At 67.5% G+C, this 15,574-nt stretch carries 17 protein-coding genes and 1 tRNA gene; 14 read left to right on the top strand and 4 right to left on the bottom strand.

Going from position 1 to position 15,574, the window contains the following annotated elements; translation table 11 throughout:
- The 4 genes from R0232_RS13625 to R0232_RS13640 all read right to left on the bottom strand — a co-directional run bounded on the left by R0232_RS13625 (window position 1) and on the right by R0232_RS13640 (window position 4,126).
- Window positions 1–639, bottom strand: a complete 639-nt coding sequence (locus R0232_RS13625) for a LysE family translocator (RefSeq protein WP_208512238.1) — start codon at window positions 637–639, stop codon at window positions 1–3.
- Window positions 636–1,268: an RnfABCDGE type electron transport complex subunit B gene (locus R0232_RS13630; RefSeq protein WP_431512451.1), complete on the bottom strand. Its 633-nt coding sequence runs from the start codon at window positions 1,266–1,268 to the stop codon at window positions 636–638. The genes R0232_RS13625 and R0232_RS13630 overlap by 4 nt, the downstream gene beginning before the upstream one ends.
- 16 nt (window positions 1,269–1,284) lie before the next feature.
- On the bottom strand, window positions 1,285–2,742 hold the full coding sequence (locus tag R0232_RS13635) for a polyhydroxyalkanoate depolymerase (RefSeq protein WP_431512452.1): 1,458 nt from the start codon (window positions 2,740–2,742) through the stop codon (window positions 1,285–1,287).
- Between the two features lie 187 nt (window positions 2,743–2,929).
- Window positions 2,930–4,126 carry an amino acid aminotransferase gene (locus tag R0232_RS13640; RefSeq protein ID WP_093342670.1) on the bottom strand — a complete coding sequence of 399 codons (1,197 nt, stop codon included), beginning with the start codon at window positions 4,124–4,126 and terminating at the stop codon, window positions 2,930–2,932.
- 105 nt (window positions 4,127–4,231) lie between these two features.
- On the opposite strand from R0232_RS13640, the gene uvrB reads away from it, so the two are divergent.
- The 14 genes from uvrB to R0232_RS13710 all read left to right on the top strand — a co-directional run bounded on the left by uvrB (window position 4,232) and on the right by R0232_RS13710 (window position 15,572).
- Window positions 4,232–6,352 carry an excinuclease ABC subunit UvrB gene (uvrB, locus tag R0232_RS13645; RefSeq protein ID WP_431512453.1) on the top strand — a complete coding sequence of 707 codons (2,121 nt, stop codon included), beginning with the start codon at window positions 4,232–4,234 and terminating at the stop codon, window positions 6,350–6,352.
- A gap of 239 nt (window positions 6,353–6,591) precedes the next feature.
- Window positions 6,592–7,128: a Fe-S cluster assembly transcriptional regulator IscR gene (gene iscR / locus R0232_RS13650; protein WP_056580055.1), complete on the top strand. Its 537-nt coding sequence runs from the start codon at window positions 6,592–6,594 to the stop codon at window positions 7,126–7,128.
- A 111-nt stretch (window positions 7,129–7,239) separates the two neighbouring features.
- Entirely contained in the window at window positions 7,240–8,460 is a 1,221-nt protein-coding gene (locus R0232_RS13655) for an IscS subfamily cysteine desulfurase (RefSeq protein WP_208512235.1), read from the top strand.
- Between the two features lie 59 nt (window positions 8,461–8,519).
- Window positions 8,520–8,933 carry a Fe-S cluster assembly scaffold IscU gene (iscU, locus tag R0232_RS13660; RefSeq protein ID WP_208512234.1) on the top strand — a complete coding sequence of 138 codons (414 nt, stop codon included), beginning with the start codon at window positions 8,520–8,522 and terminating at the stop codon, window positions 8,931–8,933.
- Window position 8,934: 1 nt separating this feature from the next.
- On the top strand, window positions 8,935–9,258 hold the full coding sequence (gene iscA / locus R0232_RS13665) for an iron-sulfur cluster assembly protein IscA (protein WP_057593654.1): 324 nt from the start codon (window positions 8,935–8,937) through the stop codon (window positions 9,256–9,258).
- Between the two features lie 63 nt (window positions 9,259–9,321).
- Window positions 9,322–9,840: a Fe-S protein assembly co-chaperone HscB gene (gene hscB / locus R0232_RS13670; protein WP_431512454.1), complete on the top strand. Its 519-nt coding sequence runs from the start codon at window positions 9,322–9,324 to the stop codon at window positions 9,838–9,840.
- A gap of 4 nt (window positions 9,841–9,844) precedes the next feature.
- A complete protein-coding gene (gene hscA, locus R0232_RS13675) occupies window positions 9,845–11,704 on the top strand; it encodes a Fe-S protein assembly chaperone HscA (RefSeq protein WP_431512455.1) in 1,860 nt (619 codons plus the stop codon).
- A 42-nt stretch (window positions 11,705–11,746) separates the two neighbouring features.
- Window positions 11,747–12,085, top strand: a complete 339-nt coding sequence (fdx, locus tag R0232_RS13680; RefSeq protein ID WP_093342663.1) for an ISC system 2Fe-2S type ferredoxin — start codon at window positions 11,747–11,749, stop codon at window positions 12,083–12,085.
- Window positions 12,085–12,792, top strand: coding sequence for a DNA polymerase III subunit epsilon (gene dnaQ / locus R0232_RS13685; RefSeq protein WP_208512231.1), 708 nt, complete (start codon window positions 12,085–12,087; stop codon window positions 12,790–12,792). Before fdx ends, dnaQ begins: the two co-directional genes overlap by 1 nt.
- 85 nt (window positions 12,793–12,877) lie before the next feature.
- Window positions 12,878–12,952: transfer RNA gene (locus tag R0232_RS13690), tRNA-Val, on the top strand.
- A 162-nt stretch (window positions 12,953–13,114) separates the two neighbouring features.
- Window positions 13,115–13,243: a stereocilin gene (locus R0232_RS13695; RefSeq protein ID WP_261210940.1), complete on the top strand. Its 129-nt coding sequence runs from the start codon at window positions 13,115–13,117 to the stop codon at window positions 13,241–13,243.
- A 36-nt stretch (window positions 13,244–13,279) separates the two neighbouring features.
- A complete protein-coding gene (locus R0232_RS13700; protein ID WP_431512456.1) occupies window positions 13,280–14,386 on the top strand; it encodes an NAD(P)/FAD-dependent oxidoreductase in 1,107 nt (368 codons plus the stop codon).
- Between the two features lie 148 nt (window positions 14,387–14,534).
- The gene (locus R0232_RS13705) at window positions 14,535–14,831 is read left to right on the top strand and encodes a glycine zipper domain-containing protein (protein WP_057593661.1); all 297 of its coding nucleotides are present in this window, start codon (window positions 14,535–14,537) and stop codon (window positions 14,829–14,831) included.
- Window positions 14,832–14,858: 27 nt separating this feature from the next.
- Window positions 14,859–15,572, top strand: coding sequence for a phage holin family protein (locus R0232_RS13710; protein ID WP_296789019.1), 714 nt, complete (start codon window positions 14,859–14,861; stop codon window positions 15,570–15,572).
- Window positions 15,573–15,574: the final 2 nt, after the last annotated feature.

The following is a 15,574-nucleotide window of genomic DNA, read 5'->3' on the forward strand; positions in this document are numbered from 1 at the left end:
TCAGGCGCCCGGGCGGCGCCACACCGCGAGCGTGGCCGCCAGCAGCCACATGCCCACGGCGCAGCCGCGGTTCAGCGCCTTGAGGCCGCGCTTCGAGAGCCAGCGCACGGCCTGCGTGCCGGCGCCGGCATAGGCCAGCATCACGCAGGTGTCGAGCAGCACGAAGATGCCGCCCAGCAGCAGGTACTGCGGGCCCTGCGGCTGCGCGATGTCGACGAACTGCGGCAGGAAGGCCGCGAAGAACAGCAGCGACTTGGGGTTCGACAGCGCCACCGCGAGGCTGCGCAGCAGCGCGATGCGGCCGTGCAGCCGGCTCTCGGGCGAGGACTTCGCGAGCGCGGCGCCGAGGTCGGTGGCGTCGCTGCGCCAGAGCTTGATGCCGAGCCACACGAGGTAGGCCACGCCCGCCACGCGGATCGCGTTGAACAGCCATTCCGAGGCCGCCAGCAGCGAGCCCAGGCCCAGCGCGACGACGGCGATCACGATGCTGCTGCCGAGCGAGGCGCCGACGATGCCCCAGCTCGCGCGGCGCATGCCGCCGTCGATGCCGTTCGACAGCGCGAGCAGCATGGTCGGGCCCGGGATCACGGCGAGCGCGAGGGAGGCGAGCACGAAGACGAGCAGGGTGTCGAGGTTCATGGCTTGGGTGTGGAAGGACGTTGGGAGGCGGCACGGGCGCGCGCGAGCGCGGCCTCGACCACCGAGCGCTTGCGGGCCTCGGCGCTGGGCGCCGCGACCTCGACTTCGGGGCGCTTCTTGCCCTGGCGCGCATCGGTGGGCCGATGCTGGCCATGCAGGGCATAGCGCGCGCGGGCATGGGCCGCCTGCGCGGGCGACCAGGCCTGCCAGCCGGTGCGGCCCGGCGTGGCGTCCTCGAGCGAGATGCAGTCGACCGGGCAGACCGGGATGCAGAGTTCGCAGCCCGTGCAGTGCGCGTCGATCACGGTGTGCATGCGCTTGTTGATGCCGAGGATGGCGTCGGTCGGGCAGGCATCGAGGCACAGCGTGCAGCCGATGCACCAGGCCTCGTCGATCACCGCCAGCCTGCGCGGGCCCTCGGTGCCGAAGGCCGGATCGAGCGCCTGCGCGGGGCGGCCGGTGAGCTGCGCGAGCCGCTCGACGCCCTCGGCGCCGCCCGGCGGGCACTGGTTGATCTCGGCCTCGGCGCTCGCCACGGCCTGCGCATAGCCCTCGCAGTCCGGGTAGCCGCAACGGGTGCACTGCGTCTGGGGCAGTGCGTCGTGGATGCGTGCGGCCAGTCCGTTCACGGGAGGAGGAGGGCGCTCAGCGCGCCGCGGCGGCGGTCTTGCGCGCCACGGTCTTCTTCGGGGCGGGCGCGCGCTTCGCAGCGGCCGGTGCCGCCTTCTTGGCAGCCACGGCCTTCTTGGCGGGCGCCACGGTGGTGGTGGCGGCCAGCTTGCGGCCGGGCTTGACCTGGTCCTCGGCCGGCAGGCTCTCGCGCGCGCCGGCGCGGCTTTGCGGCTGGTCGTTGGCGGCGATGAACTTCTGCATCTTCGGGTAGACCAGTTCGCGCCAGCGGCGGCCGCTGAAGATGCCGTAGTGGCCGGCGCCCTTGACCTCGTAGTGCTCGCGCTTCGCATCGGCGATGCCGGTGCACAGCTCGTGCGCGGCCTCGGTCTGGCCCGAGCCCGAGATGTCGTCGAGCTCGCCCTCGACCGTGAGCAGCGCGGTGGCGCGGATGTCCTGCGGGCGCACGCGCTCGACCTCGCCCGTGGGGCTCTTCACGTCCCAGGTGCCGTTGACCAGGTCGAATTCCTGGAACACGGTGCGGATCGTCTCGAGGTAGTAATCGGCGTCCATGTCGAGCACGGCGTTGTACTCGTCGTAGAACTTGCGGTGCGCCTCGGCGCTCGCGTCGTCGCCCTTGATCAGGTCCTTGAAGTAGTCGTAGTGGCTGCTCGCGTGGCGGTCGGGGTTCATCGCGACGAAGCCCGTGTGCTGCAGGAAGCCCGGGTAGACGCGCCGGCCCGCGCCCGGAAAGCCCTGGGGCACGCGGTAGATCACGTTGTTCTCGAACCACTCGAAGCTCTTGTTCATCGCGAGGTTGTTGACCGCCGTGGGCGACTTGCGGGCATCGATCGGGCCGCCCATCATCGTCATGGTGAGCGGCAGCGCCTCGCCGCGGCTGGCCATCAGCGACACGGCGGCCAGCACCGGCACCGTGGGCTGGCACACGCTGACCACGTGGCAGTTGCCGTACTCGGCCTGCAGGCGGCGGATGAACTCCTGCACGTAGTTGATGTAGTCGTCGAGGTGGAACTCGCCGTCCGACAGCGGCACCAGGCGCGCGTTCTTCCAGTCGGTGATGTAGACCTTGTGGTCCTGCAAAAGGGTGCGCACCGTGTCGCGCAGCAGGGTGGCGTAGTGGCCCGACAGCGGCGCCACCACCAGCACCACGGGCTGGCTCTTGAGCGTCTTGAGGATGTGCGGTTCGTCGGTGAAGCGCTTGAAGCGCCGCAGCTGGCAGAACGGCTTTTCCAGCTCGATCACTTCCTGGATCACGACGTCGTCGCCGTCGACCTTGACCGACTTGATGTTGAACTCGGGCTTCTCGTAGTCCTTGCCGAGGCGGTAGAGCAGGTCGTAGCTCGCCGCCATGCGCTGCGCTCCGGGCAGCTGGCTCCAGACGGCGCCGGGGCTGTAGAGCTTGGAGGCGGCCTGGGCGAAGTCCGCGAACGGTTCCATGAGGGAACGCTGGGCTTCGTAGAGTTGGTAGAGCATCGCTGTGTCGAGTTGGAATGTTGCGGTGCAATATATCAGCGCATTTCGACACGCGCAGGGGGCCTAACCCTAGGCCCGGGAAGGCCCTCGGAGATGGCCGCGGGCTTCGTGAACAAGTTGTGTCGCGCAGGTGACTCGAGCGAGTCACCTGCGGCCGCAATCGCTCACGCGCCCGCGGCGCGGGGTCTCAAATGACCTTGGCGATCGACGCGCAGACGTGGTCGATGTTCTTGCTGTTGAGCGCGGCCACGCACATGCGGCCGGTGTCGGTGCCATAGACGCCGAACTCGTTGCGCAGGCGCACCATCTGGTCCTTGGTCAGGCCCGAGTAGCTGAACATGCCGATCTGGGTCGTGATGAAGCTCATGTCTTCCTTCACGCCGGCGGCCTTGAGGCCGTCGACCAGCTTCTGGCGCATGGCCTTGATGCGCACGCGCATCTCGCCCAGTTCCTTCTCCCACAGGGCGCGCAGCTCGGGGTTGCCGAGCACCGCGGCCACCACGGCGCCGCCGTGCGTGGGCGGGTTGCTGTAGTTGGTGCGGATCGCGATCTTGAGCTGCGACAGCACGCGCGCGGCTTCTTCCTTGTTCTCGCACAGCACCGACAGGGCGCCCACGCGCTCGCCATAGAGGCTGAAGCTCTTGGAGAACGAGGTCGAGACGAAGAAGGTCAGGCCGGCGTCGACGAACTTGGCGACGGCCGCGCCGTCTTCCTGCAGGCCATAGCCGAAGCCCTGGTAGGCCATGTCGAGGAAGGGCACCAGGCCCTTGGCCTTGACGGCGGCGACGACCTGGTCCCACTGCGCGGGCGTGATGTCGTAGCCGGTCGGGTTGTGGCAGCAGGCGTGCAGCACGACCACGGTGCCGGCCGGGGCGGCGTTGAGCGCGGCCAGCATGCCGTCGAAGTCGATGCCGCGCTTGGCGGCGTCGTAGTAGGGGTAGCTCTCGACCTCGAAACCGGCGTTGGTGAACAGCGCGCGGTGGTTTTCCCAGCTCGGGTCGCTGATCAGCACCTTGGCGGCGGGGTTGAGCTTCTTGAGGAAGTCGGCGCCGACCTTGAGGCCGCCGGTGCCGCCGATGGCCTGGATCGTGGCCACGCGGCCCGAGGTGACGGGTTCGCTGTCGGCGCCGAAGACCAGCACCTTGACGGCGTTGTCGTACGCCGCGATGCCGTCGATGGGCAGATAACCGCGCGCCGTGGGCGCTTTCATCATGTTCTGCTCGGCCGCCTGCACGCACTGGAGCAGGGGCAGCTTGCCGTTGTCGTCGTAGTAGACGCCGACGCCGAGATTGACCTTGCTGGGGTTGGTATCGGCGGCAAATTGCTCGTTGAGGCCGAGGATCGGATCGCGCGGTGCCATCTCGACCGCGGTGAACATAGACATGGAAAGGTCCTTTGGGATGAAAGCTTCGCTGGCAACCGCTCGAGGCTTTAAGCTTTGCGGTTGCCTTGAATTTTACCGGCGCCACGCCACCTGACGGGTACAGCCATGCCAGAGATCAACGAAGCCATAGCAGACTCGAACAACGCCGACCCCGTGGGCCCGGTTCCCCAGGGTGAATTCATCAGCTTCCCGGGCTCGCCTTTCGAGCTGTACCAGCCCTATCCGCCGGCCGGCGACCAGCCGAAGGCCATCGAGAAGCTGGTCGAGGGCGTGAGCGACGGCGAGGTGTTCCAGACCCTGCTGGGCGTGACCGGCTCGGGCAAGACCTTCACCATGGCCAACGTGATCGCCCGCACCGGGCGCCCGGCCATCGTGTTCGCGCCCAACAAGACCCTGGCGGCCCAGCTCTACAGCGAGTTCCGCGAGTTCTTCCCGAAGAACGCCGTCGAGTACTTCGTCAGCTACTACGACTACTACCAGCCCGAGGCCTACGTGCCGCAGCGCGACCTGTTCATCGAGAAGGACTCCTCGATCAACGAGCACATCGAGCAGATGCGGCTGTCGGCCACCAAGAGCGTGCTGGAGCGGCGCGACACCGTGATCGTGGCCACCGTGAGCGCGATCTACGGCATCGGCACGCCCGAGGACTACATGGAGATGCGGCTGATCGCGCGCGTGGGCGACAAGGTCGGCCAGCGCGACCTGATCGGCCAGCTGATCCGCATGCAGTACACGCGCAACGAGCAGGACTTCGCGCGCGGCACCTTCCGCGTGCGCGGCGACACCATCGATGTGTTTCCAGCCGAGCACAGCGAGCTCGCGATCCGCATCGAGCTGTTCGACGACGAGATCGAGTCGCTGCAGCTGTTCGACCCGCTGACCGGGCGCATCCGCCAGAAGGTGCCGCGCTTCACGGTCTACCCCTCGAGCCACTACGTGACGCCGCGCGACAAGGTGCTGGCCGCCGTGGAAACCATCAAGATCGAGCTCGACGGGCGGCTCAAGGAGCTGGTGGCTGCGGGCAAGCTGGTGGAGGCCCAGCGCCTCGAGCAGCGCACCCGCTTCGACCTCGAGATGCTGGCCGAGATCGGCCACTGCAAGGGCATCGAGAACTACACGCGCCACCTCTCGGGCGCGGCGCCCGGCGACCCGCCGCCCACGCTGACCGACTACCTGCCGAAGGACGCCCTGATGTTCCTCGACGAGAGCCATCAGATGATCGGCCAGCTCGGCGGCATGTACAACGGCGACCGGGCGCGCAAGACCACGCTGGTGGAGTACGGCTTCCGGCTGCCGAGCGCGCTCGACAACCGGCCGCTGAAGCTCGAGGAATTCGAGAAGCGCATGCGCCAGTGCATCTTCGTGTCGGCCACGCCGGCCGACTACGAGAAGCAGCACGCCGGCCAGGTGGTCGAGCAGCTGGTGCGGCCCACCGGCCTGATCGATCCCGAGGTGGAGGTCCGGCCGGCCACCCACCAGGTCGACGACGTGCTGCAGGAGATCCACGTGCGCGTCGAGAAGAACGAGCGCGTGCTGATCACCACGCTGACCAAGCGCATGGCCGAGCAGCTCACCGACTACCTGGGCGACAACGGCGTGAAGGTGCGCTACCTGCACAGCGACGTCGACACGGTCGAACGCGTGGAGATCCTGCGCGACCTGCGCCTGGGCACCTTCGACGTGCTGGTGGGGATCAACCTGCTGCGCGAAGGGCTGGACATTCCCGAGGTCTCGCTGGTGGCGATCCTCGATGCCGACAAGGAAGGCTTCCTGCGCGCCGAGCGCTCGCTGATCCAGACCATCGGCCGGGCGGCGCGCAACCTGAACGGCAAGGCCATCCTGTATGCCGACCGGATGACCGAATCGATGAAGCGCGCCATCGGCGAGACCGAGCGTCGGCGCGCGCGCCAGATCGCCCACAACGAAGCCAACGGCATCACGCCGCGCAGCATCGTGAAGCAGGTGCGCGACCTGATCGACGGCGTCTACAGCGAGAAGACTGGCAAGGAAATGGCCAAGCTGGACCTCGAGCGCGCCAAGGTCGAGGACATGAGCGAGAAGGACATCGCGCGCGAGATCAAGCGGCTCGAGAAGCAGATGCTCGAGCACGCCCGCAACCTCGAGTTCGAGAAGGCGGCGCGGGTGCGCGACCAGCTGGCGCTGCTGCGCGAGCAGGCCTTCGGCGCCGCGGGCAGCGACAACATCGCGATATCGCCGGCCAAGTAGGCCGAAGGTTTGCGCCGACGGCGCCCCTGATCGCCCGGAATCGGGTTTACCCGAGCAAACCCGGGGGGCTTCTGATATACTTGAGCGAAACACTCAACAAAAAAGAAACTTCGCGATGAAGGACCGACTCACAACCACTGGCTCACCAGTGTCAAGAGTCGGGCAGGGCGGAGACGAGATCACCGTGGCTCCCGGGCAACGGTGTCATTTCAACGGTAAGCGCTAAAAAGGAGCTTGCGATGCGTCTCACTACCAAAGGCCGTTTTGCGGTCACAGCCATGATCGATCTGGCTCTGCGTCAGAACACCGGTCCGGTCACGCTGGCCGCGATCAGCCAGCGGCAGCAGATTTCGCTGTCGTACCTCGAACAACTCTTCGGCAAGCTGCGCCGTCACGAACTCGTCGAATCCACCCGGGGTCCGGGCGGTGGCTACAGCCTGGGCCGCAAGGCCGCCGACATCACCGTGGCCGACATCATCGTGTCGGTCGACGAACCGATCGACGCCACCCAGTGCGGCGGCAAGGAAAACTGCCTCGGCGAACAAGGCCGCTGCATGACCCACGAACTCTGGGCCTCGCTGAACCAGCGCATGGTCGAGTTCCTCGATTCGGTCACCCTGCAGAAGCTGGTCGACGACCAGATCGCCAAGGGCGTGCAGATCGAGAACAAGCCGGTCGTCAAGCGCGCCATTTCCGCGCAGCCGGTGGTCAAGCCGATCCGCGTCAATGCACCGAACTCGGTGTTTGCCCTGGGCAACGTCTTCGCCAAGTCCTGAGGACCGCGCGACGCCGAAGCTTCGAGCCTAGACCGACGCGGCGCCCACCGGGCGCCGCCAGCGAACGAACAGCGACCAAGAACAACCCCCCCACGCCAGCACGAGCCAGCCATGGACGTAACTCCTCATTTCCCGATCTATCTCGACTACGGCGCGACCACGCCGGTCGACCCGCGTGTGGTCGACGCCATGATTCCCTGGTTGCGTGAGCACTTCGGCAACCCGGCGTCGCGCAGCCACGCCTGGGGCTGGGAAGCGGAAGAGGCGGTCGAGAAGGCCCGCGGCTACGTGGCCGAACTGATCGGCGCCGATCCGCGCGAGATCGTCTGGACCTCGGGCGCCACCGAGTCGAACAACCTCGCGCTCAAGGGCGCGGCGCAGTTCTACAAGGGCAAGGGCAAGCACCTGATCACGGTGAAGACCGAGCACAAGGCCGTGCTCGACACCATGCGCGAGCTCGAGCGCCAGGGCTTCGAGGTGACCTACCTCGATGTGCAGGAAGACGGTCTGCTCGACCTCGAGAAATTCAAGGCCGCGATCCGTCCCGACACGATCCTCGCGAGCGTGATGTTCGTGAACAACGAGATCGGCGTGGTGCAGGACGTCGTGGCGCTCGGCAACATCTGCCGCGAGAAGGGCGTGATCTTCCACGTCGACGCCGCGCAGGCCACCGGCAAGGTCGAGATCGACATCGCCAAGCTGCCGATCGACCTGATGAGCCTGGCGTCGCACAAGACCTACGGCCCCAAGGGCATCGGCGCGCTCTACGTGCGCCGCAAGCCGCGCGTGCGGCTCGAGGCCCAGATGCACGGTGGCGGCCATGAGCGCGGCATGCGCTCGGGCACGCTGCCCACGCACCAGATCGTGGGCATGGGCGAGGCCTTCCGCATCGCCAAGCTCGAGATGAAGGAAGACATCGCCAAGGCCGCGCGGCTGCAGAAGCGTCTGCTCGACGGCCTGAAGGACGTGGAACAGGTCTTCATCAACGGCGACCTCGAGCACCGCGTGCCGCACAACCTGAACATGAGCTTCAACTACGTCGAGGGCGAGTCGCTGATCATGGGCATCAAGGGCCTGGCGGTGTCGTCGGGTTCGGCCTGCACCTCGGCCAGCCTCGAGCCCAGCTACGTGCTGCGCGCCCTGGGCCGCAGCGACGAACTGGCCCACAGCAGCCTGCGCATGACCATCGGCCGTTTCACGACCGAGGAAGAGATCGACTACGCCATCTCGACCATCAAGCACAACGTGGCCAAGCTGCGCGAATTGAGCCCCCTGTGGGAAATGTTCCAGGACGGCGTCGACATCAGCACGATCCAGTGGTCGGCGCACTGAGGCAGTGACGCGAGATCGCTCCGAAGCTCCACGATTGAACACAGTTTGAGAGGTACACCATGGCATATTCTTCCAAGGTCATCGACCACTACGAAAACCCGCGCAACGTCGGCTCCTTCGAAAAGGGCGACGACTCGGTCGGCACCGGCATGGTCGGCGCGCCGGCATGCGGCGACGTGATGAAGCTGCAGATCAAGGTCAACCCCGAAACCGGCGTGATCGAAGACGCGCGCTTCAAGACCTACGGCTGCGGCTCGGCGATCGCCTCGTCGTCGCTCGTGACCGAATGGGTCAAGGGCAAGACGCTCGACGAAGCCGCCGCGCTCAAGAACGCGCAGATCGCCGAGGAACTGGCGCTGCCGCCGGTCAAGATCCACTGCTCGATCCTCGCCGAGGACGCGATCAAGGCGGCCGTGAACGACTACAAGGCCAAGCACGGCGCGAAGAGCGCCGAAGCCGCAGCAGTGCACTGAGATGGCCGTCACGCTGACAGAAGCCGCCGCGCGCCATGTGAATCGCTACCTCGGCAAGCGAGGCAAGGGCGTGGGCGTGCGGCTGGGCGTGAAGACCACGGGCTGCTCGGGCTTGGCCTACAAGCTCGAGTACGTGGACGAATTGACGCCCGAGGACGTGGTGTTCGAGGACCACGGCGTGAAGGTGCTGGTGGACCCGAAGAGCCTGGCCTACATCGACGGCACGCAGCTGGACTTCGTGCGCGAGGGCCTCAACGAGGGCTTCAAGTTCAACAACCCGAACGAGCGCGACCGCTGCGGTTGCGGCGAAAGCTTCCGCATCTGATGCGCAGTCGCTGACCGCGACAACAGCCGCCACCATGTCATGTGCTGGCGGTTTTTTCATGCCATGAACCTGAACGACACCGACTTCGAGCTGTTCGCCGTCCCCGCGACTTTCGCGCAGGACCGCGCGGCGCTGGACGCGCGCTGGAAAGAGCTGCAGCGCGAAGCTCATCCCGACCGCTTCGCGGCGCAGGGCGCGGCCGCGCAGCGCGTGGCCATGCAATGGTCGGTGCGCATCAACGAGGCCTACCAGCGGCTCAAGGACCCGGTGCGGCGCGCGAGCTACATCTGCGAGCTGCACGGTGCCCCGGTCAATGCCGAGAACAACACGGCGATGCCGCCCGACTTCCTGATGCAGCAGATGGAATGGCGCGAGGCGCTCGACGAGGTCGAGACCGTCGCCGCGCTCGACAAGCTGCAAGCCGAGGTCGACGCGGGCCGCGCCCGCGCGCTCTCGTCGCTCGACTGGCTGATCGACGAGAAGGGCGACTACCCCGCCGCCGCGCAGCAGGTGAGAGCCCTCATGTTCATTGAGCGCTTCGGCCACGACGTCGAAGCCAAATCGGATCAATTAGGACAATAAGGGCATGGCTCTCCTCCAGATTTCAGAACCCGGCCAGGCGCCCGACCCGCATCAGCGCCGCATCGCCGTCGGCATCGACCTCGGCACCACGCATTCGCTGGTGGCCTCGGTGCGCAACGGTGTGGCCGAATGCCTGCCCGACGACCAGGGCCGCGTGCTGTTGCCCTCGGTGGTGCGCTACCTCGACAAGGAGCGCCGCCAGATCGGTTTCGACGCGGTCGCCGCGCGCGCGCAAGACCCCTCGAACACCATCACCTCGGTCAAGCGGCTCATGGGCCGCGGGCTGGCCGACGTGACCCACCGCGAAGCGATGTCCTACGCCATCGGCGGTGGCGACGGCGGCATGGTGCGGGTGCACACCGCAGCGGGCGACAAGTCGCCGGTCGAGATCAGCGCCGAGATCCTCGCGACGCTGCGCTACCGCGCTGAGGACACTTTCGACGACGAGCTCTACGGTGCGGTCATCACCGTGCCCGCCTATTTCGACGAGGGCCAGCGCCAGGCCACGAAGGACGCGGCGCAGCTGGCCGGCCTCAACGTGCTGCGGCTGATCAGCGAGCCCACCGCGGCCGCCATCGCCTACGGCCTCGACAATGCGAGCGAGGGCGTCTACGCGGTCTACGACCTGGGCGGCGGCACCTTCGACATCTCCATCCTGCGGCTCACGCAAGGCGTGTTCGAGGTCATCGCGACCGGTGGCGACTCGGCGCTCGGCGGTGACGACTACGACCATGCGCTGGCCGATTTCGTGCTGGCGCAAAGCGGCGTCCAGACCGCGAGCGAGACCGACAAGGCCGCCGTGCTCGTGGCGGCACGCGCCGCCAAGGAAGCGCTGACCGATGCCGACACCGTGACCTTCGCCGCGGACGTGGGCGGCCAGCCGCTTCGCTTCGCGCTGCAGCGCGCGCAGTTCGATGCGGCCACCAAGGCGCTCACCGACCGCACCCTGGCCGCCGTGCGCAAGGCGCTGCGCGACGCCAGGCTCAAGGCCGACGACCTGCAGGGCATCGTGCTGGTGGGCGGGTCGACGCGCATGCCGCAGGTTCGCGAGGCCGTTGCCGAGTTCTTCGGGCGCGAGCCGCTGGTCAACCTCAACCCCGACGAGGTCGTCGCGCTCGGCGCCTCGATCCAGGCGAACCAGCTGGCCGGCAACAATGGCGCGGGCGAGCTGCTGCTGCTCGACGTGATTCCGCTGTCGCTGGGCCTCGAGACCATGGGCGGGCTGGTCGAGCGCATCGTGCCGCGCAACCAGACCATCCCGACCGCGATGGCGCAGGACTTCACCACCTACCAGGACGGCCAGACCGCTCTGGCGCTGCACGTGGTGCAGGGCGAGCGCGACCTGGTGGCCGATTGCCGCAGCCTCGCGCGCTTCACCTTGCGCGGCATTCCGCCGATGACCGCGGGCGCCGCGCGCATCCGCGTGACCTTCACGGTCGATGCCGACGGCCTGCTGAGCGTGAGCGCCAAGGAGCAGATGAGCGGCGTCGAAGCCAGCGTCACCGTCAAGCCTTCCTACGGCCTGTCCGACGACCAGATCGCGACCATGCTGCAGGAGAGCTTCTCGACCGCACAGCAGGACATGCAGGCGCGCGCGCTGGTCGAGGCCCGCGTCGATGCCGAACGCATGCTGCTCGCGACGAAGAGCGCGCTCGATGCCGACGGCGACCTGCTCGACGCGCAGGAGCGCGCGGCCATCGATGCGTCGATGAGCGCGCTGCGCCTGGGCGCCCAGGGCAGCGACGCGGCCGCGATCGAGGCCGCGACCAAGGCGCTGGCCGAGATCACCGAACCCTTCGCCGCGCAGCGCATGAATGCCGGCATCGCCCGCGCGCTCTCGGGGCGCAAGGTCGAATCGCTTTAGTCCACGGTCCAGAACACCGCAAGAACGACAACGCAGCACTGCATGCCCACGATCAAGATTTATCCGCACCCCGAGTACTGCCCGCAAGGCGCCGAGATCACCGCGCCCGCGGGCACCTCGATCTGCGAGGCCCTGCTCGACAATGACATCAACATCGAGCACGCCTGCGAGATGAGCTGCGCCTGCACCACCTGCCACGTGATCGTGCGCGTGGGCGGGGGCTCGCTCAACGAGGCGGAGGAGGGCGAGGAAGACCTGCTCGACCGCGCCTGGGGCCTGGAGCCGCAATCGCGCCTGAGTTGCCAGGCGATCCTGGCGCAGGAGAATGTGACGATCGAGATTCCGAAGTACTCGATCAACCACGCGAAGGAAAACCACTGATGAGTCGTCTGATCGTTCTCGATACGGAAACCACGGGCCTGTCGGCCGAGAACGGCGACCGCGTCATCGAGCTGGGTTGCGTGGAGCTGTTCAACCGCAAGCTCACCGGCAACGACCTGCACATCTACTTCAACCCCGAGCGCGAGAGCCACGAGGACGCGCTCAAGGTGCACGGCCTGACGACCGACTTCCTGCGCGACAAGCCGAAGTTCGCCACCCTGGCCAACGACATCGTCGAGTACCTGCGCGGTGCCGAGCTGATCATCCACAACGCGGCCTTCGACGTGGGCTTCCTCAACAAGGAATTCGAGCGCGCCGGCCTGCCGCCGCTCAAGACCTTCGTGAGCGAAGTGACCGACACGCTGGCCATGGCCAAGCAGGTGTACCCGGGCAAGCGCAACTCGCTCGACGCGCTGTGCGACCGCTTCGGCGTCGACCGTTCGAACCGGACCTTCCACGGCGCCAAGCTCGACGCCCAGTTGCTGGCCGACGTCTACATCAATCTCACGCGCGGCCAGGACGCGCTGCTGATCGACGTGGCCACCACCGAGCCCGAAGTGGGCACCACGATGATCGCCATCGACCTCCGCAGCATCGAGCTGCCGGTGCTGGTGGCAACCGAGCACGAACTGGCCGAGCACGACGCCGTGTTGTCGCAGCTCGACAAATCGAGCAACGGTCGCACACTCTTTCGCCAAAACGCTTGAAAAGCTGTGGCATAATTTAAGGCTTCGCAGAACGCGATTCATCCAGGCGCTGAAGCCCATCGAAAAGATCGGGCAGAGGCGTCAGGGGCGGTTAGCTCAGGGGTAGAGCACAGCATTCACACTGCTGGGGTCGGAGGTTCGAAACCTCCACCGCCCACCATTTTCCCGGTTCCATTTCTCTTTTCCGTCGGCGCATCGGCCCCGACGGCATTGCCGTTGGCCTGTCGGTGCGCACCGACGCCAACTGCCGTCGCGGGCTGCTGGTTTCGCATGCCTTCGCGCCTAGAACCGATGGCACGACCGCAACCCAGGAGAACAGATCATGGCGACCGCTCCCGATCTTCCGACGCCGATCACGCCCACGCCGGGCCTGCCCGTGGAGCCCGACGAAGGGCCGGGCACGCCGCCCGACGAGCCCACCGATCCCGAGCCGCCGCCGACCGCGACCTGATCTCCCCGAGCGCGGCGGCCGCGCTAAGCTCGCCGCATGGACGATCTCGATTGCGCCGTCATCGGCGGTGGTGTGGTGGGTTTGGCCGTGGCGCGCGCACTCGCGCTCGCGGGCCGTGAAGTGATGGTGCTCGAGGCCGAAGGCGCCATCGGCACCGGCACGAGTTCGCGCAACAGCGAAGTCATTCATGCGGGGATCTACTACCCGCAAGGCTCGCTGAAGGCGACGCTGTGCGTCGAGGGCAAGCAACTGCTGTATGCCTACGCCGAAGCGCGCGGCGTGCCGCACCGGCGCTGCGGCAAGCTGATCGTCGCGACCTCGGCCGAACAGGTGGCGGAGCTCGAGGCGATCCGTCTCAAGGCTGCGGCCAATGGTGTCGACGACCTCGAACAGATTTCGGCGGCGCAGGCCGTCGCGCTGGAACCGCAACTGCGCTGCATGGCCGCGCTGGTCTCGCCGAGCACGGGCATCGTCGACAGCCATGCACTGATGCTGAGCCTGCTCGGCGATCTCGAGAATGCGGGCGGCATGCTGGCGTTGAAGTCGGCCGTGACGCGGGCTGAGCTGGAGGAGGGTGGCATCGTCTTGACGGCGCAAGACGGCACGCGGTTGCGCTGCCGCAGCGTGGTCAACGCAGCCGGCCTGGGTGCGCCCGATCTGGCGCGCCACTTCGGAGGACTCGCCACCGAGACCGTGCCCACCGCTCATTTCGCGAAGGGCAACTACTTCACCCTGTCGGGCCGCGCGCCCTTCGGCCGGCTGGTCTATCCGGTGCCCGAGCCCGGCGGCCTCGGCGTGCACCTGACGATCGACCTCGGCGGGCAGGCCAAGTTCGGACCCGACGTGCAATGGGTGAGCTCGCCCGACGACCTGGTGGTGGACCCGGCGCGCGGCGATGCCTTCTATGCCGAGGTGCGCAAGTACTGGCCCGCGCTGCCCGATGGCGCGTTGATCCCGGGCTATGCAGGCATGCGGCCGAAGATTTCCGGCCCTGGCGATCCCGCGGCCGACTTCCGCATCGACGGACCGCGCGCGCATGGCGTGCGAGGCCTCGTGAACCTGTTCGGCATCGAATCGCCGGGGCTCACGAGCAGCCTCGCGATCGGCCGCCACGTGGTGGACCTGCTCGCGGCCGAGGACTGAATTCCGCGTCGATCGCGAACGATCTCTTGCAGAACTCTTTGTGGATGCAGGCCTGTGTGGCCGATGGAGCCTGTAACATGACAGCACGCCATTTGTAGGCGTGAAGCCGCCGGCGCGGTGCCGGTGTCATCACGGAGGAAGGTTTCCAATGAGTGCATCCAAGAATCTCGAGGCGGCAGCCGAGGACATCGCGAGCGACGTGCGTGGCGTGCTCGCCAGCAAGGACCTGGATTCGGTTCCCCACATCAAGGCGCTGCGCCAGCGCATCGACACCAAGCTCGCGATCGCCCGCGAGCTCGCCGCCGAGAAGAGCCGCCTTGCCGCCAAGAAGGCCCGCGAAGCCGCCTCGGCCACCAACGCCTATGCCCACGACGAACCCTGGCAGATCGCCGCAGGCGCGCTGGCCGTCGGTGTGCTGGTGGGCCTGCTGCTTGGTCGCCGCTGACCGAACCATGATGACGGGGGGCTGCCGATGAGGTTGCTCTCCCTGCTCGGACTGGACCGGCGCCTGCGCCGGCTGCGCATTGCCGCAGCCGAGGGCGCGATGGCCGCCGAAGACCGTGTGCAGCTGCTGCGCATGGCCTGGGAGGAGGAGAAGCAGCGGCTCAAGCTGGTGCTGGTCCTCGCGATCGTGCTGCTGGGCCTGACGACGATCGCCGTCGCGCTGCTGTCCGTGGCCGTCGTGGTCCATTTCTGGGACACGCCGCAGCGCACCACCGCCGCCTGGTCGGTGGCCGCGCTCTGGATCGTGCTGTGGCTCGCGGCCGCCTGGGGCCTGTGGACCCAGCTGCGCGGTGCCTCGAACAGCTTCACGCCGACCCGCGAGGAACTGGCGCGCGACTGGACCTGGGTGCAGGAGCGCTTCGGGCTCGGCGACGAGCCCGGTGAAGAGGACGAGCCGGCGCCCCGCCGCCCGGCCACGCGCGAGGAACTGATCGAACGCATCGAACGCCAGCGCCTGCGCATCGCGACCTTGCAGGGTGGCGGTACCGCCGCTGCGCACGGTGTGGAGCAGTCTGCGCCTCCGCCGCCCGACGAAACCCCGACCGCCACGGCGTTGCGCATCGCGCGCGAGCATCCGGTTGCCACGGGTGTGGCCGTGGCGGCGGCGCTGGTGGTGGTCCGCCCGAAGCGCCTGCTGCGCTGGGCGACCTTCGTCGCGCCGATCCTCTGGCGCATGCGCTGAAA

This window comes from Variovorax sp. DAIF25, assembly GCF_050711835.1.
GTDB lineage: Bacteria > Pseudomonadota > Gammaproteobacteria > Burkholderiales > Burkholderiaceae_C > Variovorax.